Annotated in this window: 18 protein-coding genes and 1 tRNA gene; 3 read left to right on the top strand and 16 right to left on the bottom strand. The window is 66.8% G+C overall.

Annotated features, from left to right (window positions below):
- The first annotated feature begins 3 nt into the window (after positions 1–3).
- Positions 4–459 (top strand): hypothetical protein, encoded by a 456-nt coding sequence (locus R0D99_RS12110; RefSeq protein ID WP_317748437.1) that lies wholly within the window; start codon positions 4–6, stop codon positions 457–459.
- Positions 460–504: 45 nt separating this feature from the next.
- Positions 505–876: a hypothetical protein gene (locus R0D99_RS12115; protein WP_317748438.1), complete on the top strand. Its 372-nt coding sequence runs from the start codon at positions 505–507 to the stop codon at positions 874–876.
- 50 nt (positions 877–926) lie between these two features.
- Here R0D99_RS12115 and R0D99_RS12120 read toward each other — a convergent pair whose 3' ends face one another.
- The 15 genes from R0D99_RS12120 to iscR form a co-directional block, all read right to left on the bottom strand.
- A complete protein-coding gene (locus R0D99_RS12120) occupies positions 927–1,433 on the bottom strand; it encodes a hypothetical protein (RefSeq protein ID WP_317748439.1) in 507 nt (168 codons plus the stop codon).
- Entirely contained in the window at positions 1,430–6,316 is a 4,887-nt protein-coding gene (locus R0D99_RS12125; RefSeq protein WP_317748440.1) for an LPD38 domain-containing protein, read from the bottom strand. Before R0D99_RS12125 ends, R0D99_RS12120 begins: the two co-directional genes overlap by 4 nt.
- A gap of 12 nt (positions 6,317–6,328) precedes the next feature.
- Positions 6,329–7,927 (bottom strand): hypothetical protein, encoded by a 1,599-nt coding sequence (locus tag R0D99_RS12130; RefSeq protein ID WP_317748441.1) that lies wholly within the window; start codon positions 7,925–7,927, stop codon positions 6,329–6,331.
- Between the two features lie 12 nt (positions 7,928–7,939).
- Positions 7,940–8,731 carry a class I SAM-dependent methyltransferase gene (locus R0D99_RS12135; protein ID WP_317748442.1) on the bottom strand — a complete coding sequence of 264 codons (792 nt, stop codon included), beginning with the start codon at positions 8,729–8,731 and terminating at the stop codon, positions 7,940–7,942.
- A gap of 146 nt (positions 8,732–8,877) precedes the next feature.
- A tRNA-Val gene (locus R0D99_RS12140) sits at positions 8,878–8,952 on the bottom strand.
- A 34-nt stretch (positions 8,953–8,986) separates the two neighbouring features.
- The gene (gene dnaQ / locus R0D99_RS12145; protein ID WP_317748443.1) at positions 8,987–9,700 is read right to left on the bottom strand and encodes a DNA polymerase III subunit epsilon; all 714 of its coding nucleotides are present in this window, start codon (positions 9,698–9,700) and stop codon (positions 8,987–8,989) included.
- An 11-nt stretch (positions 9,701–9,711) separates the two neighbouring features.
- Positions 9,712–10,050: an ISC system 2Fe-2S type ferredoxin gene (gene fdx, locus R0D99_RS12150; RefSeq protein ID WP_317748444.1), complete on the bottom strand. Its 339-nt coding sequence runs from the start codon at positions 10,048–10,050 to the stop codon at positions 9,712–9,714.
- Between the two features lie 14 nt (positions 10,051–10,064).
- Positions 10,065–11,924, bottom strand: a complete 1,860-nt coding sequence (gene hscA / locus R0D99_RS12155) for a Fe-S protein assembly chaperone HscA (RefSeq protein WP_317748445.1) — start codon at positions 11,922–11,924, stop codon at positions 10,065–10,067.
- A 76-nt stretch (positions 11,925–12,000) separates the two neighbouring features.
- Positions 12,001–12,525 carry a Fe-S protein assembly co-chaperone HscB gene (hscB, locus tag R0D99_RS12160; RefSeq protein WP_317748446.1) on the bottom strand — a complete coding sequence of 175 codons (525 nt, stop codon included), beginning with the start codon at positions 12,523–12,525 and terminating at the stop codon, positions 12,001–12,003.
- A gap of 13 nt (positions 12,526–12,538) precedes the next feature.
- Positions 12,539–12,772, bottom strand: a complete 234-nt coding sequence (locus tag R0D99_RS12165) for a hypothetical protein (protein WP_317748447.1) — start codon at positions 12,770–12,772, stop codon at positions 12,539–12,541.
- A complete protein-coding gene (gene iscA / locus R0D99_RS12170; protein WP_317748448.1) occupies positions 12,772–13,095 on the bottom strand; it encodes an iron-sulfur cluster assembly protein IscA in 324 nt (107 codons plus the stop codon). Before iscA ends, R0D99_RS12165 begins: the two co-directional genes overlap by 1 nt.
- A 20-nt stretch (positions 13,096–13,115) precedes the next feature.
- Complete coding sequence (locus tag R0D99_RS12175; RefSeq protein ID WP_317748449.1) at positions 13,116–13,469, bottom strand: hypothetical protein; 354 nt, start codon at positions 13,467–13,469, stop codon at positions 13,116–13,118.
- 83 nt (positions 13,470–13,552) lie between these two features.
- Positions 13,553–13,942 carry a Fe-S cluster assembly scaffold IscU gene (gene iscU, locus R0D99_RS12180; RefSeq protein WP_317748450.1) on the bottom strand — a complete coding sequence of 130 codons (390 nt, stop codon included), beginning with the start codon at positions 13,940–13,942 and terminating at the stop codon, positions 13,553–13,555.
- A 73-nt stretch (positions 13,943–14,015) separates the two neighbouring features.
- Complete coding sequence (locus R0D99_RS12185) at positions 14,016–15,236, bottom strand: IscS subfamily cysteine desulfurase (protein WP_317748451.1); 1,221 nt, start codon at positions 15,234–15,236, stop codon at positions 14,016–14,018.
- A gap of 74 nt (positions 15,237–15,310) precedes the next feature.
- Entirely contained in the window at positions 15,311–15,844 is a 534-nt protein-coding gene (gene iscR / locus R0D99_RS12190; protein WP_317748452.1) for a Fe-S cluster assembly transcriptional regulator IscR, read from the bottom strand.
- A gap of 309 nt (positions 15,845–16,153) precedes the next feature.
- On the opposite strand from iscR, the gene R0D99_RS12195 reads away from it, so the two are divergent.
- The gene (locus R0D99_RS12195) at positions 16,154–16,651 is read left to right on the top strand and encodes a BON domain-containing protein (RefSeq protein WP_317748453.1); all 498 of its coding nucleotides are present in this window, start codon (positions 16,154–16,156) and stop codon (positions 16,649–16,651) included.
- Between the two features lie 27 nt (positions 16,652–16,678).
- On the opposite strand, the gene uvrB is transcribed toward R0D99_RS12195, so the two are convergent.
- Entirely contained in the window at positions 16,679–18,763 is a 2,085-nt protein-coding gene (gene uvrB, locus R0D99_RS12200; RefSeq protein WP_317748454.1) for an excinuclease ABC subunit UvrB, read from the bottom strand.
- Positions 18,764–18,775 lie beyond the last annotated feature (12 nt).

Genomic DNA, 18,775 nt, shown 5'->3' on the forward strand with positions numbered 1-18,775 from the left:
ACAATGGACGCCCATGTGAACACGCCCGAGGCTGGGCGCACCACTGCCCAAGACTTTGGCTCATTCGATACGCCGATCAAGTGGATGCCCCTGATCGGCCTGCCCGACGGCACATCGCTCGTGCTGCCGTGCCAGGACTCGCACGCTGCGGCCATCCTCGCCGCCGATAACGAGGCCGACGCGCGGCTGGCCCAAGGCTCACCGGTGGCATGGACGGGTGCCCGGCGCCACATCGAAGCAGGCGACTTTTCCGACCCGCGCGTGATGCTGACACGCCCCGGCGATCCCCGCTGCGGCCGGCTGTGGCGCGAGCACGAAACCGGCTTCGAGCAGGGGAGCGACGGCCCCACGCTCCTGGTCATTGGCCGCCAGGCCGACGATGCTCAACTGGCTCGCATGGCACAGCGCTTTGGCGTGCCACTGACGCAGTTGCAGGCGTTCCGGGGAGCGCAGTCATGAACGCCAATATGGCAATTGCGCCCCCCTCTGACGCCGGTCCAGACCATGCCCGCAGACGGCCTGAAGGGCCGCGCGGTGTTTGAGGGCCGCTACTGCGAATACGGCGAATACATCAGCGCGGACGACGTGGTGCTGGCCAACTTCGACCGGCGGAGCGTGACGACAGGCGGCGGCCTCTACGTGGTCCAGTCGATCAAGGATGGTCAACCCGCATGGACGGGCTGCCGGTACATGATGCGCCAATTGTCCGGCATCGTCGTCAATGAGGATGGGCGCAAGAACTGGCAGCACGCAGCCGACCTGGACGCCACGAAGTGGGTGGTGGTCGGCACGGTGGAGGCGGTCTACCGGCCAAGACATTACGCCGACCATGACGTGTTGTCCGACTCTCGGCAGCGCGTTCCAGCCAAGGTCTGACCGCCACCCCAGCGGCCCGAATTGGTGAAGTCGTTGAGGGTCGGCGGTTCCTACACCGGGACGAACCCGACGCCCTGAGACTCGCCCCGGCGCTCCAGCTCCTGGCGTGCCTTGACGATTTCTGTCCGCTCGCTGCAGTCGTGCGCTGGCAACTCCCTGGCCGCCAGCGCGTGCAGCTTGGCCAGGCGCTCGGCCTGCGCATCCGCGCGGGTGGGCGGCGCCACGCTGGGCGCCGCGGCCGCTGCCGGCTCGGGCAGTTCGCGAGTAAGGCCCAGCACCTTGAGCCCGGTCACGTGCTCGATGCGGCGGGCCAGGTCGTCCTGACTGCGGGTGACGACCACCAGCGGGCGGAACATTTCCTCGAACTTGACGATCATGCGCATGGCGCGCGGCAGGTTGGCGAAGGCATTGCGCTGGCTGGCCTGGCTGAACTCGTAGCCGGCGTCCGCGCCGCTGGAGAACATGTCCGGCCGCAGGGTCGCCGCGATCTCGCCCGACAGGACGGCGAAGCCGCAGGCGGCCATTTGCTGGTTGACGTAGGTAACGGCTTTGCTCATGGTTGGCTCCTTTGCTTCTGAGCGTCGCGGGCTTGCTTTACCGCGTTCTTGATGAAGTCGTTGCGCTGCCGGATCAGATCGTCCAGGCGCTCGCGCTTTTCGTCGGGCGTCAGCACTTCCGAACGCCGGACCTCGCGCATGTCCTTGTTGATGCCCGACAGTTCCTTGTTGGCGTGCTCCAGGGCGCCAGCCTCGCCGGCCAGTGGTCCTTTTTCCTTGGCGTCGGCCATGTGAGACAGCCCCAGCTTGTCCAGCTCGCGCAGGGTGCCGCGCAGGCGCTTGGCCTCGGTCAGCATGTCGTAGAACTCGGTTTCGTAGCGGGTGCCGCGGGGCGGATCGTCGGTGTAGAAACGCCGCAGCACGGGCAGTTCGTCGGTGCGCTTGGTCGGCAGCCGGTCGCCAAAGAAGGCCTTGTCGCTGAGCTGCAGGCCGTACAGCGCCCAGGTGTTGAAAAACCCCCTCAGCAGCGCCTCGCTGCGTGCCGGGTTCACCTGCGCCCACTCGGGCAGGTTGGCCGTGGCCATGCCGGCTGCGCGCAGGGTTTCGCTGGTGGTCGGCTTGGCGCGCAGGAACGGCTGCAAGTCCTCCATGCCGGGCGTCTCGATCGGCGCCTTGGTGAAGGCGTTGCGGTTGGTCGCCTGCTCGTACAGCGGCGCCACAAGCTGAGGCATGTAGTTGAAGTTGAACGTCGCGGCCAGGATGCGCGCGAAGTCCTTGCCGATGCCCTGCGGGTCGGCCTTGATGATCGCTTCAGTCGAGCGTTCGGCCAGCGAGGCCATGGCGCCGATCTCCCAAATTTTGGGGTAGCGGAAGTGTTGGTCGCCGACGAAGAAGTGCCAATGACCGTCGCGGTCCCAGTCCGGCATGTCCTGATACTTCGGGTTGTCCTTGTTGAGCAGGTACAGCGCCGAACTCATGAGCGCGACCATGCCTGACTTGGTGGCAATGGCGCCCCGGTTCGGGTCGTGCGCCAGGCCGCGCACCAGGCGATCCAGCGACGTGATCGCAGGGCGCAGGAACATCACCGTGTCGGTCATGAAGCCCAGTGCGCGGCTGTCTCCCCGCATGGCGAAGTCCGTGCTGATCTCGCGCGCCAGGTAGGCGGCGTGGCGCGGGTGTTCGCCGGCCTGGATGGCCCGGCTGTACTCACCCAGGCGCGTGCTGGTTTCAAAGGCGTCGGCCAGCGTCTCCACGAAGCCCATCAGCTTGTCAGGCGCGTCGAGCACCGTGCGCATGTCGATGCCCTGCTGCTTGTAGAACCGCTCCAGCCGGGTCTTGAAGCGGCCTTCCTCCAGGTAGATGCTGGACAGGCCGCCGCCGTTGGCGATGAAGTCCTTGTACAGCGGGTCGTTGGTCAGCCGCATCCGCATGCCCTTGAGGCTGTCGAGCACCGGACGGAAGCCGGCGCGGCTCATGACGCCCGCCTGGATGGTGTCGCGGGCGATGTTGGCGATCATGAAGTCGGGCGTCAGCGTGATCGTGGTCTGGCCGATGCGCTTGGGCAGGCTCAGCCACTTCATGACCCAAGGCTGGTGCGGCCGGTCGATGCTGTCCAGCGCGCGCAGCAGGATCGGGTCGGCGACCTCGTACCAGACGGGCTTTCCGTTCTTGAGCACGGCCACCACGTTGCTGCCGGCGGGCGGCGTGTTGTTCTGCATGACCTCGATCAGGCCGGGTGCGTCCTCGAAGGTCTTGTGCAGGCTGTCGATCACCGCCTTGGCCTGCGGGTCGGCCTTGTCCAGTCCCATGGCCTTGGCCATGCTGTCGATCACGGCGTCCTTCGGCAGCCGCGTCGGCCGCGACTCGGGCGGGATGCGGGTCATGAAGCGCCCGCCGCCGGCGCCGTCCCGCTCGGCCAGTTCGGCGATCTTCATGCGCGCCTCGTTCTTCACCGCCTTGTCGATCAGCATCGCGGCGTTGCTGGTCATGTTGCCCAGGATGTCGCGCAGGTTCTCGGTGCCGCCGGTCAAGGCCTTCACGCCCGACCAGTCGCCGGGCTTGACGCGGCCCTGGCCAGGCTGGCCGATGCGGTGGAAGGGCAGGTACTGCGTGCGCTGCCACTGCGCGCGCGCCTCGGCGTTGATCACGCCCTGAGCCTCGGCGAAGTCCAGGATGGCGCCGTTCCACTGCTGGTACTTGGTGAACGCGGCGTCGAATTCAGGCGTGCGCAGGCTGAGCATGGCGTCGATCTCGCCGCGCGTGAACAGGTGCTCTCGCCCCTGCTTCATCAGTTCGTCGGCCGACTTGCCCACGAAGTACAGCAGGCCGTCGTCCAGGTTGCCGGCGATGGGCTTGAGGATTTCTTCCAGCCCCTGGCCTTTCCACGAACCCGAGCCGTCGGCGTTCTTCACCGGCGCGCCGTAGCGCAGGGCGCCGTCGGCCATGCTGGCGGATGCGCGCGCCAGGCGGGCGGATTCGTAGGCCCCGGCCGGCGCGATCTTGCCGCCCGACAGTTCCCGCTCCATCCGATAGACGCCGTGCAGGTCGTCGGTAATGGCTTGGCGAAAGGCGTCCCAGCGGCTGTCCATGGCGTCAGACAGCGGGCGGTGATCGCCGATCTTGCTGCGCGCGCGGTCGAGCGCGTCCTGCGCGAACCATTCGCCCATGCCTTGGCGCGCCTTCTGGATCGCCGGGCCGTACTTGTGCGTCTGCACGAAATCATCGAACCAGCGCGAGAAAGTCGGCGCCTTGGCTGCGGCCACGTCGGGCTGCGTCATGTACAGGCGCGTGAACTCGGCAAACCCCTCGTACACCTTGCCGTTGTCGTAGCTGAGTGCGCGCAGTTCCTTGTTGATCATCTTGGCCTGCGGGCCTTTCAGCCACGCCTCGCGCACGGCCGGCACGCGGCTGTCGATCAGGTGCGCCATCTCATGGGTGGCAACCTCAAGGTCGGCGTGCCGCTTGACGCGGACGGTTTCCGTTGCGGTGTTGAAGGTGCCCAGGGTCTTGCGACCACGGACGCGGCCGGTGTAGATGCTGGTTCCCAGCTCCTTGGCGAACGGGACCAGAATGTCCTCGCGTCGAATGGGCTTGGCGCGCGCCTTGCCGCCAGTGCCTGCATCCGCCATGCCGCCGCCTGGCGTGCCTGGGCGGGTCACGCTGTCATCGATCAGGCCGACGTAGTTGGCGCCTGGCCCCATGTTGACGGTGCCGCGCTTCGGCAGCACGTCGCCAGCGTCCGGCACGGAAAGGGCCGCGCGCTCCGGCGCGACCTCCGACGTGACCCTTGGCGCTTGTTCAGGCGGCCAGGCCGGCGCCGACCGCGGGCCGGCGGTTTCATCGGCCAGCGTCAGGCGCGCCAGCGATGGCGTCATGCCCGGCTGCTGCATCAGTTCGGCGTAGCGCGGGTTGCCGTCGAGCAACTGCACGTGCGACGTGCCGGTGATGCCGTCGTGCACGCCGTCGGCGGTGGTGACGGCGCGGCGCTCCAGGGCATCGGCCGCCGCGCGGAAGGACGTGGCCTCGTCGGGCACGCCTTGCGCGGCCATCTCATCCGCTGCTGCGCGGACCCGCGCCGCCTCGCTGCGGTAGCCGTCCACCCTGCGCATGGGGTCGGCGATCACGGTGTCGATGTTGTCGACCAGGTTCTGCGCGATGACGTAGGTTCCGCGCTGCTCGGGCGTGAGCTTGGTTTCCATCAGGTCGATGGGCGGCGCGTCGGGCGCCAGGCCTTCCGGCGCCAGCAGTTCAGGCGCCATCGCGTCGGGCCCGTCGCCCGTCAGGCGCGGCTCGCTGGCGTCACGCGGCGGGCGTGGGATGGGCTGGGCATCGTCCAGCGGCACGAATCCGCCACGCGGTTCGCTGCCGCGCGCGACGGGGCGACCGGCGCGACGATCCCAGTTGGCAATCGTGTCGGCGACGGTCTTGCCCCTGAGGTACTGATTCGCCGCCAGTTGCTTGGCCGTCAGCAGTTCGGCGATGGGCGTGTCCGGCGCGGCGCGCGCGATGCGTACAGCGGCATCGGGACCGAAGTGGTGCGCCGCGTACATCGTCTGGTTGGTGATCTCCACACCGGCCGAGCGCAGCGCCGCGGCGTTGCTGGTGTCCAGGGCGCGTGCCATCTGGCCGGATTTCGCCGGATCGGCGCGCAGGGCCAGCAGTTCCTGGGGCGCCAGGCCAGCGGCCCAATCTGGTTTTGCCTGCTCCACGGTGCGAAGCCAGGTGCCTGCGGTGAACTGATCGGGGCCGTAGGCCGTGCTGCGCGGGTTCTTGGCGGTCGCGCTGCCGCCAGATTCCAGGGTGCGCCGGTAAGCGTGATAGTCGGCAGCGTCGAACCGCGGCGACGGCGGCGCAGCGCGACCGGCCGCCTTCCGGCCCAGCATGCCCGGCGCGACCATCGGCAGCGCCTGAATGGCGGTGTCGACCACCGTGGCAGCCACGGGGCTGCCGGTGGCGTCCAGCGTCTTGCCGCCGGCCCAGTGCGCGCCCTCGGCCAGCTTCTCGAAGGGGTAGGCCACGATGCCGGCGCCTCGCTGGCCCATCTCGCCGCGCGGCTGATAGGTCAACGCCTCGCCAACCGACTGCACCACATCAGCGCCGCGCCTGTCGGTCAGCCCGAGCTGGTGCGCGGCCTCGGTGGCCAGCCCTGCCAGGCCGGCGACCGGCTGCGACACGCCCATGCTGCCCAGGTTCAGCGCGACTTCGCCGAGCGCAGTCAGCGGGTTGTTGAGCAGGATGTTTCGCAGCACGCCGGGTTTGCCGGGTGCCGGAGCGGCGCCGCCGCCTTCGGCGACTGGGACGAAGCCGGGCTGTCTGCCCGTTTCGGCCGCCGGCGCCTGGGGCTCCAGCTCGGCAAGCGGGACGAAGCCGCGGCGTGCAGCCGGCGGAGAGGGTTGCGCCTCGATGGTGTCGCCATCGATCTCGGAGAGAGGAATGAAGCCCATGGCGTTCCCCGATCAGCGGTAGTAGCCCATGAGCTTGCCGCGCGAATCAAGGACTTCCACGCCCCGGTCGGTGGACTGGCCAAGCTTGTATTTGTTCATGCTGGCGTCCGAACTGAACCGCTTGGCCAGTTCCTGCCGGGCGCGGGTGGCCGCGTCTTGCTGCTGGCGCAGCGCGGGGCCGCGCGGCGCGGTGTCGAAGGTGTCGTCCTCGCCGATCTTGCGGCGGTTGGCCAGCGCTGCCTGTCGCGCCAGGCCAGGGTCATAGTTGGGGTTCTCGCGCCCAATGTTCGTGGCCTTGCTAGTGCGGCGCCGGATTTCCTCGAGCGAAAGCCCGTTGATCGCCTCGCGCGCGGCGTCGATTTCAGCATTGCTGCGTTGCTGTGCTGAAGTCAGTGGACGGTCGGCAGGGTTGCCGCGGGCGTCGAGTTGGCGGGTCAGCCGCTGGTCGGCCGCGTCAATGCCGCGCTGCGCGCGCCGGTCGGCGGCTTCGATCTGCTGCGCCGTGCGGGCGTCGCGCCGGTCCTCCATGGCGTCACGGCCGACCTGGCGCTGGGCCTCCAACACCTGCTGCCGCTGCAACTGTGCGGCTTCGGCCGTGCGCTTGGCGCCCTGGTTTGCGTAGAACTTCACGGCCTCATGCGGCGCCAGAAAGACAGCGGCCTGGCTCAGCAGGTCGTCAGTCGGCTGCGTCACCGTCCCGAGTTCCTGACCATCCGCCCCGTACTGCGTCACGGTCATCGTGTTCGGTTCGCGGCCGGGCTGAAGCTTGACCGTGTTGCCGTCCCTATAAAGCTGCCTGTTGTAAAGGTTCTCGAATGACTGCAGCGCGCCTCGCGTGTCGCCAATGGAGAACTTGCGCACGCCGTCGGTCCAGCCCCGTGCGTAGTCGCGGCCCTCTTGGGTATCGAGAAACTTCTGGTATGCCTGAGCCTGATCCACCTTGCCCTGGCGCAGCAGCACGTCGATCACCTTGGGGGTGCTGGTCTTGAGGTAGTAGTCCAGGGACGAGTCATTGGCGACCCGCTTGGCAATCTGGCCGTTTGTGGAAGCGGTGGCTTGCTCAATGCCACCCACAGCGCCTGCGCCGGGCGCCGTCATCTCGGGCGCGCCGCGCAGGGCCTGCTGCAGCTCGCGGCGGTCGGCGTCTTCGCGTTCGGACTTGTCCAGTGCCAGCGAAGCGCTGGCCGCCCGCATCGGATCGGTCAGGGCGCCGGCCTCGATGAGCTTGCGCGCGCGCATGGCGCCGACCTGGCCGGCGGTAAGGGCGCCAGCGGTGCGCTCGCCCAGGAAGTCGGTGACCGTGTGGCGGCTGATGACCTGGCTGGGCATGACGCCCTGGCCCTGGCCGGGGTTCTCCGCAGTCGGCGTTGCCGTGTAGTTGCCTTGGGCGTCGGTGCCGATCTGGTACAGCGGGTTGCCCAGCACGTCCTTGGCGTTGGCCAGTGCCTCCAGCTTCCGGCCGTCCTCGGCGGTGTAGCCCTGCATCTGCTCTGGCTTGGCCTTCAGCGCAGCGTCGATGGCCTGGTCCTGCTGAATCTGCCGGCCGACGCTGTAGCCCTTGATGCCACCGGAAATCAGGCCGGTGATAAAGCTGATGTTCGCTCGCCCCATGGTGTAACTCCTTCAAGTGATTGATTCGTCGCGGCGCAGCACCATGACCATGGGCCGCGTTCCGCCAAAAACTGCATCGAATTCCGCCTGGCTGCACAGCTTCAAGACCGCGTTGCTGACTTGCGCGGGATGCCACCTGAACTGCAGCGTGAGCCCTGCTTGGCGCGCGGTGCGGGCCGTGACCTGCCACGGCCAGGCCGTCGAATGGCAATGCGCCGCCATCAACGCGTTGTCGCCGCTGACGCGCTCCATGTCGAAGATGAAGACCTGGCCGCCCGGTCGGAGCACGCGCGCAGCCTCGCGCAGCGTCTGCAACCAGTCCGCGGTGTGGCAGATCGAGAAATTGAACATGACCACATCGAAGGACTGGTCATGCACCGGGATCGCCTCGAAGCCGGCCAGCAGCTTCGGCATGTCGGCTGGCGCCAAGTCGAGTTGGTACTGGCTGATGTTCAGCAGCGTGAAGCTCAGGTCGGGGCGCTGGTCGCGCATCAGGCGCGCGACCTCGCCGATGCCGCAGCCGGCATCCAGGATGCGGGCGCCCTGCGGCGGGTCCATGTGCTCCAGCAGGATTGCGCAGTGCTCGGCGTCGGTGTCGGCGAGCATCCACATGCTGAGGATGCGCAAGCCGCGCTCGAAAACGGCGACCGACGTGGCCCGGTCGATGGCGTGAACTAGCTGGGAGTTGGGTTGCATGGCGCGGATTGCGCCACATGGGGATCGAAATGCGGAAGGATCGATTGATTCCTCATGCTCGGCGGAATCATGCTCGTGGGCGGTCTGATGATGGCCCTCAACAACCAAGAATCCGCTACAAGGCGATCAGGTACGTGGACTGAAGCGAGGCTGGCGCTGAACGGCTTTTCCGTACTTCTTCCGTACCGGAAACAAAAACGCCCGCTAAGTTAGCGGGCGCTACCGCTGCAAGGCGCAGCGTATATAGGAATTCTTGGTGGGTGATGCAGGGTTTGAACCTGCGACCCCTGCCGTGTGAAGGCAGTGCTCTACCGCTGAGCTAATCACCCGTTCTCGCACTCTGGCGAAGGATGGAATTATATATCAATTCGTCGCTTCGGCCGCGCGCCATACCGTCTTGCCGCCGCTGGCCTTGTCGATCTGCGCCAGCACGTCCTGGTGGGCGGTCAGTTCGCTGGCGTTGGCCTGCAGCACGGGCAGGTCGAACACGCGCAGGTCGATGCGAACGCCTGTGGCGCCCTGCTCGCCCACATGGCCCAGGTCGATCAGCAGCGCTTCCTGCCCGCGCGTGAGGTTGATGTAGACGTCGGCCAGCAGTTCGGCGTCCAGCAGCGCGCCGTGCAGCGTGCGACCGGAGTTGTCGACGCCCAGGCGGTCGCACAGCGCGTCCAGGCTGTTGCGCTTGCCGGGGTACAGCTGCTTGGCCATGGCCAGCGTGTCGGTGACCTCGCCAACCACGCTGGTGAAGGCACCGCGGCCCAGGCGCTCCAGCTCCTTGTCGAGAAAGCCGACGTCGAAGGCCGCGTTGTGGATGATGACTTCGGCGCCTTCCAGGTAGCGCAGGATCTCGTCGGCCACCTCGGCAAACTTGGGCTTGTCGCGCAGGAACTCGTTGCTGATGCCGTGCACCTTCAACGCGTCCTCATGGCTGTCGCGCTCGGGGTTGACATAGAAGTGCAGGTTGTTGCCGGTGAGCTTGCGGTTCACCAGTTCGACGCAGCCGATCTCGATGATGCGGTCGCCGCCCTCGGCGGACAGCCCGGTGGTTTCGGTGTCGAGAACGATCTGGCGCGACATGCGGGGGGCTTTCAGTGGTTTTCGCGGGCGTGGTTGATCGAGTAGCGCGGAATCTCCACCGTCAGGTCTTCCTTGCCCACGATGGCCTGGCACGACAGGCGCGACTGTGGCTCGAGCCCCCAGGCGCGGTCCAGCAGGTCTTCCTCTTCTTCTTCCGGCTCCTCCAGCGAATCGTAGCCTTCGCGCACGATGCAATGGCAGGTGGTGCAGGCGCGGCTCATCTCGCAGGCGTGCTCGATGGAGATGTTGTGGTCGAGCAGTGCCTCGCAGATCGAATCGCCGGTGTTGGCCTGGATCTCGGCACCCTGCGGCGCGTATTCGGGGTGCGGAAGTACTTTGATGATGGGCATGCGGTGTGCGGTCCTCAGATCGATTCGACGGACTTGCCGGACAGGGCCTTCTGGATGCCGGCGTTCATGCGCGCGGCGGCAAAGGCTTCGGTGCCGTGCGCCAGCGCTTCGGTGGCGGCCTCGATCGCCGCGGCTTCGGTGCTGTTGGCGGCAATGCCGCGCAGCGACAGCATCAGCGCGTCAATCTCGGCACGTTCGTGGGCCGACAGCAGCGCGCCATCGGCGTCCAGCGCGCTCTGAGTGGCCATCAGCATGCGGTCGGCGTCCACCCTGGCCTCGACCAGCGCGCGCGCCTTCACGTCGGCGTCGGCCGTGGTGAAGCTGTCCTGCAGCATGCGCGCAATCTGCTCGTCGCTCAGGCCGTAGCTGGGCTTGACGTCGATCTGCGCCTCGACGCCGCTGACCTGTTCGCGCGCCGAGACGTTCAGCAGGCCATCGGCATCGACGGTGAAGGTCACGCGGATGCGCGCCGCGCCCGCCGCCATGGGCGGCATGCCGCGCAGCTCGAAGCGCGCCAGGCTGCGGCAGTCCTGCACCAGGTCGCGCTCGCCCTGCACCACGTGCAGCGCCATCGCGGTCTGGCCGTCCTTGTAGGTGGTGAAGTCCTGCGCCATCGCCACCGGAATGGTCTGGTTGCGCGGCACGATGCGCTCCACCAGCCCACCCATGGTTTCGATGCCGAGCGAGAGCGGAATCACGTCCAGCAGCAGCAGATCGCCCGCGGCGTCATTGCCCGCCAGCTGGTTGGCCTGGATGGCCGCGCCCAGCGCCACCACTTCGTCGGGGTTCAGGTTGATGAGCGGCTCGCGACCGAAGAAGTCGGCCACCGCGCGCCGGATGACGGGCATGCGCGTGCTGCCGCCCACCATGACGATGCCCTGCGTTTCATCGGGCTTCAGGCGCGCGTCTCGAAACACGCGCCGCAGCGTGGCCACGCAGCGCGTGGTCAGCGCCGCGGTGGCGGCCTCGAAGTCGGCCGACCTCAGGTCAAATCGGACTTCGCCGCTCGACAGGCTTGCGTGGAATGCTACGTTTTCTGAAGCGCTCAGTGCTTCCTTGGCGCGCCGGGCGGCTGCCTGCAGCGCGGCACGGTCGGCGGCGGTGGCCACCTGCGCGCCGGTGCGCGCCACCACCCAGTCGGCCAGGGCGGCGTCGTAGTCGTCGCCGCCCAGCGCCGAATCGCCACCGGTGGCGATGACTTCGAACACCCCCTGCGTCAGCCGCAGGATGGAGACATCGAACGTGCCGCCACCCAGGTCGAACACGGCGTAGATGCCCTCGGCCGCGTTGTCCAGCCCGTAGGCGATGGCGGCGGCCGTCGGCTCGTTGATGAGGCGCAGCAGTTGAATGCCGGCCAGTTGCGCCGCGTCCTTGGTGGCTTGGCGCTGTGCGTCGTCGAAGTAGGCCGGTACGGTGATGACGGCACCGTGCACATCATCGCCAAAGGTGTCTTCCGCCCGGTAGCGCAGCGTGGCCAGGATCTCGGCGCTTATCTCGACCGGTGACTTTTCGCCGGCCACGGTCTGCAGCGCCACCATCCCGGGCCGGTCGAGCAGCTGGTACGGCAGCTTGTCGCGCCCGATGATGTCGGCCAGGCCGCGCCCCATCAGGCGCTTGGCCGATGCGATGGTGTTTTCGGCGTCGGCCGGTTCGGCCTGCAGCGCGTCGTAGCCGATGCGCCGCCCGCCGCCCGCCAGGTACCGCACCACCGACGGCAGCAGCACGCGCCCCTGCTCGTCCGGCAGGCATTCGGCCACGCCGTGGCGCACGGCAGCGACCAGCGAATGCGTGGTGCCCAGGTCGATGCCCACCGCGATGCGCCGCTGGTGCGGGTCAGGCGATTGGCCGGGTTCGGAGATTTGAAGCAGCGCCATACGACAGGAAATTCAATCAGCCAGCCCGCGTGTGGCGCGGGCTTCAACCGTCCGGGGTGGTGGGTGAACAAGGCGTCTACGACCCCTGTTCAAGTGTCTCACGCCGGCGGTCGACATCGCCCGCCAGCTTGTCCAGGAACATCAACGCGCGCACCGATTGCGCCGCCGCGGGCCAGGCCTGCTCGGCGTCGATCTGGTGCGCCAACTGCGCCAGCATGTCGCGCTTCAACTGCGCGGCCTGCGCGTCGATGGCGTCCAGCGCCGGCTCGTCGCGCGCGTCTTCCAGCTGCTCGCGCAACTCCATCTGCTGCATCAGAAAGGCGGGCGGCATGGCCGTATTGCTTTCGGCGCCGATGGGCGCGCCGTGCAGCTCGCACAGGTAGGCGGCGCGCCGTTGCGGGTCTTTCAGCCGCCGGTAGGCCTCGTTGACGCGCGCCGACCACTGCGCGGCCACGCGCTGCGCCGCGGCGCCTTCGGCGGCAAAGCGGTCGGGGTGCACCTGGCGCTGCAACTCCTTCCAGCGTGCGTCCAGTTGCGCCGCGTCTTGCGCGAAGCGGGCGGGCACGGCAAACAGTTCGAAGTCGGTGGACTGGAGGTTCATGGTGGGTGGCAGCTCAGGCCGCGTGCAGCGCCGGACGCAACATGCCGCGCGGCAGTTCGGCCAGGGCTTCGGGCGGCGCGTCCACGTCCCAGGCGTCGAGGCAGCAGCCACAGCCCAGGTCATCGAAGCGCCGGATGCGCGGGCCCCAGCGCTGAAACCAGGCGTTCAGCGCGCGCACTTCGCGCTCGTTGTCGATGGTGACGCTCACGCGGGCACGCGCGAGCTCGGCAGCCGGCGCGGGCGCCATCAGACGCGGAAGCTCTCGCCGCAGCCGCAGCGGTCGCGCTCGTTGGGGTTGTTGAACTTGAAGCCCTCGTTCAGGCCTTCGCGCACGTAATCCAGCTCGGTGCCGTCGATGTAGGCCAGGCTCTTGGGGTCGATCATCAGCTTGACGCCATGGCCTTCGAACAGCACGTCCTCGGGCGCCACCTCATCCACGTATTCGAGCTTATAGGCCAGGCCCGAGCAACCGGTGGTCTTGACGCCCAGGCGCACGCCCACGCCCCTGCCCCTTTTGGCGAGGTATTTGGTGACGTGCCGCGCTGCGGCTTCGGAGAGAGTGACGGCCATGGTGTGTTTTCTTCGATCGATCAGTTTCCGCGCAGGGCGATGGTCAGCAGCACGACGGACGCAACCACCGCCAGCAATTGGTGCGGCTCGCCGCCCTTGAGGTACATCAGCTCGCCTTCGGCCAGCCGCATCTTGGGCCGCGGGTCGGGCTCGCCCACTGCGTGCGAGATGACCTGCAGGCAGCCTTTAAGGCACTGCAGCGTGATCTCGCCGTCCACGCGGTGGTCCGACATGCGGTATCCCTCGGGCATCAGCAGCTGGATGACTTCCAGGTCGCGGCTCTTGAACAGGGCGCGTGATTCAAACCCCGACGGAAGCGCCCCTTCGTGCAAGACGGTTTGCGCCTGCCCGGGCAGAAGATGTTGTTGTGCCATGTCCTACAGCCTCCTTGCAAAAAACGCGTTGAACCCTCGGGCGCCGATGCGGACGGCGCCCCCAAAACCTGAAAGACGACGCGTCAGGCGGCGACGTGCTTCTTCTTGTAGTCCTCGACCGCCGCCTTGATGGCGTCTTCGGCCAGGATCGAGCAGTGGATCTTGACAGGTGGCAGCGCCAGCTCTTCGGCGATCTGGCTGTTCTTCAGTTCGGCCGCCTGGTCCAGCGTCTTGCCCTTGACCCATTCGGTCACCAGCGAACTGGAGGCGATGGCCGAGCCGCAGCCGTAGGTCTTGAAGCGCGCGTCCTCAATCACGCCGGTGCTCGGGTTGACGCGGATCTGCAACTTCATCACGTCGCCACAGGCCGGCGCGCCGACCATGCCGGTGCCCACGCTGTCGTCGCCCTTGTCGAAGCTGCCGACGTTGCGGGGGTTTTCGTAGTGGTCTAGAACCTTGTCGGAATAAGCCATGGTGTTTGCTCCTTTTTTGATAGCTGTCTGCGATTGATGGACAAGCGCCAGCGGGCAATTCAATTCAAAAATGTCAGTGGGCGGCCCACTGGATGGTAGACAGGTCGATGCCGTCCTGGTGCATTTCCCACAGGGGGCTGAGCTCGCGCAGCTTGGCGACGTTTTCGCGGATCGTCTGGATCGCGTAGTCGATGTCTTCCTCGGTCGTGAAGCGGCCGATGGTGATGCGCAGGCTGCTGTGGGCCAGTTCGTCGCTGCGGCCCAGCGCCCGCAGCACATAGCTGGGCTCCAGGCTGGCGCTGGTGCAGGCCGAGCCGGACGACACCGCCAGGCCCTTGACGCCCATGATGAGCGATTCGCCTTCGACGAAGTTGAAGCTCATGTTGATGTTCTGCGGCACGCGCTGCGTCGGGTGGCCGTTGAGAAACACTTCCTCGACGTCCTTCAACCCTTCAACAAGCCGGTGGTGCAGCGCCCAAGCCTTTTCGTTGTCCTGCGCCATTTCTTCCTTGGCGATGCGGAAGGCCTCGCCCATGCCGACGATCTGGTGCGTGGCCAGGGTGCCGCTGCGCATGCCGCGCTCGTGTCCGCCGCCGTGCATCTGCGCCTCGAGCCGCACGCGCGGCTTGCGGCGCACGTACAGCGCGCCAATGCCCTTGGGGCCGTAGCTCTTGTGGCTGGCCAGGCTCATCAGGTCGATGGGCTGGCGCGACACGTCAATGGCGACCTTGCCGGTGGCCTGCGCGGCGTCAACGTGGAACAGCACGCCGTGCTCGCGGCAGATCTTGCCGATGGCGTCCACGTCCTGCACCACGCCGATCTCGTTGTTGACCAGCATGACGCTGGCCAGGATGGTGTCGGGGCGGATGGCTGCCTTGAACTTGTCCAGGTCGAGCAGGCCGTCCTGGTTGACGTCGAGGTAGGACACCTCGAAGCCCTGGCGCTCCAGCTCGCGCATGGTGTCGAGCACGGCCTTGTGCTCGGTCTTGACGGTGATCAGGTGCTTGCCCTTGCCCTTGTAGAACTGGGCGGCGCCCTTGATGGCCAGGTTGTCGGACTCGGTCGCGCCGCTGGTCCACACGATCTCGCGCGGGTCGGCGCCGATCAGGTCGGCCACCTGCTCGCGCGCCTTTTCGACCGCCTTTTCGGCTTCCCAGCCCCAGGCGTGGCTGCGGCTGGCCGGGTTGCCGTAGTTTTCGCGCAGCCACGGGATCATCGCGTCGGCCACGCGCGGGTCAACCGGCGTGGTCGCGGCGTAGTCCATGTAGATGGGGAAATGCGGGGTCTGGCTCATGACAAATTCCGAATCGCTGATTTTTCTTTATTAAAAGGGCGCCTGCCGCAAGCGGAGCAAGCGTGCAATGCTATTTATTTGGTGGTAATTCCGCCCAGGGCGAAGACCGAATTGGGCGCGTTCACGCGGATCGGCTTGACCACCGGCGCGGTGGAAATGGCGCGCTTGGCCGCAGGCTTGTCCTCGATCTCGATGCCGTTGGCGTGCTGGTCGTCCACCAGTTTCTGCAGCGTGACGGATTCGAGAAATTCGATCATGCGCGCGTTGAGCGACGTCCACAGGTCGTGCGTCATGCAGCGCCCGCCTTCGCCGTGGCAGTTTTCGCGGCCACCGCAATGGGTGGCGTCCAGCGGCTCGTCGACCGAGGTGATGATGTCGGCCACGGTGATGTCCGCCGCCTTGCGGCCGAGCGAGTAGCCGCCGCCCGGCCCGCGCGTCGATTCGACGAGATCGTTGCGGCGCAGCTTGCCGAACAGCTGTTCCAGGTACGACAGCGAGATCTGCTGGCGCTGGCTGATGGCGGCCAGGGTCACCGGACCGTTGTCCTGGCGCAGGGCCAGATCGATCATGGCGGTGACCGCAAATCGTCCCTTGGTGGTGAGGCGCATGGGGGTAGCTCCTTGCTATGTGGGGGTTCGAAGCCAGGCGGCTGGATGTCTTTTCAGTGCGCCGCCTAATTTCCGAGTGTTTTGATCAAGTATACACCAAAGCCCCCCAAAAGTCAGGGGGCATCGGCCGAAAAGCGCACGCAGGCGCTGGTGTACGGCCGCGGTCTTGCTTGTCCTACAGCGCTTTCAACCACCGCCGACGCACGGCGTGAAACCCGGTGCCTACAGTCACCTCGTGAACCGGCAGTCGCCCCTTTTCAGGCGGCGCCGGCCAACGAGCACTGTCACACTGAAACCGAGGAAATCATCATGAACGCTACCCAACCCACCCTGTTGCGCGCCACCACGCTGGCCGCCGCCATCGCACTGGCCGCCAGCCTGGCCGCCTGCAACAAAAAGGACGAGCGCACGGCCGGCCAGCAGGTCGACTCAGCCATTGCCAAGAGCGAGCAGGCCGCCAAGGACGCCCAGGCCAAGGCCGCCGACGCCGCGCAGGAAGCCAAAGTGGCTGCCAACCGCGCCGGCGCCGAGATCAAGCAGGAAGCCAAGGAAATGAAGGCCGACGCCAGCGCCGCCATCGCGCGTGCCGGTGACGCCGCCAGCGACGCCACCACCACCGCCGCCGTGAAGGCCAAGCTGGTGGCCGACACCGAACTGAGCGCGCTGCAGATCAACGTCGACACCAAGGACGGCGCCGTCACCCTGACCGGCCCGGCCCCCAACGCCACCGCCAAGGCGCGCGCTGAAACGATCGCCAAGTCGGTGAAAGGCGTGGGCACGGTGCACAACAACCTCACAGTCCACTGAAGCGGGTGGCGGGCAGCGCGCGGCGGGTCAGGCCGCCGCGCTGCTTTCGCCAGCGGCGCCGAAGACGCGATTCTTCAGCAGCGCCAACTGGTCACGCACGCGCGCGGCCTGCTCGAATTCGAGATTGCGCGCGTGTTCCAGCATGAGCTTTTCGAGCCGCCGCATTTCCTTGCCGACGTCCTTTTCAGACATGGCGGCCTGATCGCTATGGGCGACGGCACGCGCCCGATCATCTTCGCGTCCTGACTTGTCGCCGTAGACGCCATCGATCAGGTCACGAACTTCCTTCACGATGCCGCGCGGCGTGATGCCGTGCTCGGCGTTGAACGCGATCTGCCTAGCGCGGCGACGCTCGGTTTCGCCGATGGCCTTCTTCATGGACTCTGTGACGCGATCCGCATACAAAATGGCCTTGCCGTTGACGTTGCGTGCGGCGCGACCGATGGTCTGGATCAGGCTGCGTTCAGCGCGCAAAAAGCCTTCCTTGTCCGCATCGAGGATTGCCACCAGCGACACTTCGGGTATGTCCAGTCCCTCGCGCAACAGGTTGATGCCGACCAGCACGTCGAACGCACCCAGCCGCAGGTCGCGGATGATCTCGACCCGCTCGACCGTATCCACGTCGGAGTGCAAATAGCGCACCTTCACGCCGTTGTCGGTCAGGTACTCGGTCAGCTGCTCGGCCATGCGCTTGGTGAGCGTCGTGATCAGCACGCGCTCGCGCTTCTGCACCCGGTCACGAATCTCCTGCAGCACGTCGTCCACCTGGTGCGTCGCGGGGCGGACTTCGACCTCGGGGTCGACCAGACCCGTGGGCCGCACGACCTGCTCGACCACATTGCCGGCGTGCTGCTTTTCGTAGTCGGCCGGCGTGGCGCTGACGAACACCACCTGGCGCATGCGGCGCTCGAATTCATCGAACTTCAGCGGCCGGTTGTCCAGCGCAGACGGCAGGCGAAATCCGTATTCGACCAGCGTGGTCTTGCGCGCCTTGTCGCCGTTGTACATGGCGTTGAGCTGGCCGATCATCTGGTGGCTTTCGTCCAGAAACATGAGGGCGTCGCGCGGCAGGTAGTCGGTCAGCGTGGCCGGCGGATCGCCCGGCTGCGCACCCGACAGGTGGCGTGTGTAGTTCTCGATGCCCTTGCAATGGCCCAGCTCGCTCAGCATCTCCAGATCGAACCGGGTGCGCTGCTCCAGCCGCTGGGCCTCGACCAGCTTGCCTTCGCCAACGAAGAATTTCAGGCGCTCGGCCAGTTCCAGCTTGATCGACTCCACGGCGGACAAGGTCTTTTCGCGCGGCGTGACGTAGTGGCTGCTGGGGTAGATGACGAAGCGCGGCACCTTCTGCTGGATGCGGCCCGTGAGCGGATCGAACAGGCTGATGCTCTCGACCTCGTCGTCGAACAGCTCCATGCGCACCGCCAGCTCGCTGTGTTCGGCCGGAAACACGTCGATGGTGTCGCCGCGCACGCGAAAGCTGCCGCGCGAAAAGTCGGTGTCGTTGCGCTGGTACTGCATGCGCACCAGTTGCGCAATGGCGTCGCGCTGGCCCTGCTTGCCGCCCACCTTCAGGATCATCCGCATCTGCAGGTAGTCGTCGGGCGCACCGATGCCGTAGATGGCCGACACCGTTGCCACGATCACGGTGTCGCGCCGCTCCAGCACGCTCTTGGTGGCCGACAGGCGCATCTGCTCGATGTGCTCGTTGATCGCGCTGTCCTTCTCGATGAACAGATCGCGCTGCGGCACGTAGGCCTCGGGCTGGTAATAGTCGTAATAGCTGACGAAGTACTCGACCGCGTTGCGCGGAAAGAATTCGCGGAACTCGCTGTACAGCTGCGCCGCCAACGTCTTGTTGGGCGCGAACACGATGGCCGGCCGGCCCAGCCGCGCAATGACGTTGGCCATGGTGAAGGTCTTGCCCGACCCTGTGACGCCCAGCAGCGTCTGGAACGATTCACCGTTTTCCACCCCCTCCACCAGCGCATCGATCGCAGCTGGCTGGTCGCCAGCGGGGGGATAGGGCTGGTAAAGCTGGAAGGGCGAGTCAGGAAAGCTCAGGAATTGGCCGGCGGGTGTCGGCGCAGAGGCCGCTGCAAGGGTAGGCATAAAAAAACGGAT

Source organism: Ottowia sp. SB7-C50 (assembly GCF_033110285.1).
In the GTDB taxonomy this organism is placed as follows: domain Bacteria; phylum Pseudomonadota; class Gammaproteobacteria; order Burkholderiales; family Burkholderiaceae_C; genus Ottowia.

Excerpts from the sequence above, each read along its gene's own strand:
- R0D99_RS12110 (WP_317748437.1), top strand. The coding sequence starts at position 4 with ATGGACGCCCATGTGAACACGCCCGAGGCTGGGCGCACCACTGCCCAA.
- R0D99_RS12115 (WP_317748438.1), top strand. The coding sequence starts at position 505 with ATGCCCGCAGACGGCCTGAAGGGCCGCGCGGTGTTTGAGGGCCGCTAC.
- R0D99_RS12120 (WP_317748439.1), bottom strand. The coding sequence starts at position 1,433 with ATGAGCAAAGCCGTTACCTACGTCAACCAGCAAATGGCCGCCTGCGGC.
- R0D99_RS12125 (WP_317748440.1), bottom strand. The coding sequence starts at position 6,316 with ATGGGCTTCATTCCTCTCTCCGAGATCGATGGCGACACCATCGAGGCG.
- R0D99_RS12130 (WP_317748441.1), bottom strand. The coding sequence starts at position 7,927 with ATGGGGCGAGCGAACATCAGCTTTATCACCGGCCTGATTTCCGGTGGC.
- dnaQ (WP_317748443.1), bottom strand. The coding sequence starts at position 9,700 with ATGTCGCGCCAGATCGTTCTCGACACCGAAACCACCGGGCTGTCCGCC.
- fdx (WP_317748444.1), bottom strand. The coding sequence starts at position 10,050 with ATGCCCATCATCAAAGTACTTCCGCACCCCGAATACGCGCCGCAGGGT.
- hscA (WP_317748445.1), bottom strand. The coding sequence starts at position 11,924 with ATGGCGCTGCTTCAAATCTCCGAACCCGGCCAATCGCCTGACCCGCAC.
- hscB (WP_317748446.1), bottom strand. The coding sequence starts at position 12,525 with ATGAACCTCCAGTCCACCGACTTCGAACTGTTTGCCGTGCCCGCCCGC.
- R0D99_RS12165 (WP_317748447.1), bottom strand. The coding sequence starts at position 12,772 with ATGGCGCCCGCGCCGGCTGCCGAGCTCGCGCGTGCCCGCGTGAGCGTC.
- iscA (WP_317748448.1), bottom strand. The coding sequence starts at position 13,095 with ATGGCCGTCACTCTCTCCGAAGCCGCAGCGCGGCACGTCACCAAATAC.
- R0D99_RS12175 (WP_317748449.1), bottom strand. The coding sequence starts at position 13,469 with ATGGCACAACAACATCTTCTGCCCGGGCAGGCGCAAACCGTCTTGCAC.
- iscU (WP_317748450.1), bottom strand. The coding sequence starts at position 13,942 with ATGGCTTATTCCGACAAGGTTCTAGACCACTACGAAAACCCCCGCAAC.
- R0D99_RS12185 (WP_317748451.1), bottom strand. The coding sequence starts at position 15,236 with ATGAGCCAGACCCCGCATTTCCCCATCTACATGGACTACGCCGCGACC.
- iscR (WP_317748452.1), bottom strand. The coding sequence starts at position 15,844 with ATGCGCCTCACCACCAAGGGACGATTTGCGGTCACCGCCATGATCGAT.
- R0D99_RS12195 (WP_317748453.1), top strand. The coding sequence starts at position 16,154 with ATGAACGCTACCCAACCCACCCTGTTGCGCGCCACCACGCTGGCCGCC.
- uvrB (WP_317748454.1), bottom strand. The coding sequence starts at position 18,763 with ATGCCTACCCTTGCAGCGGCCTCTGCGCCGACACCCGCCGGCCAATTC.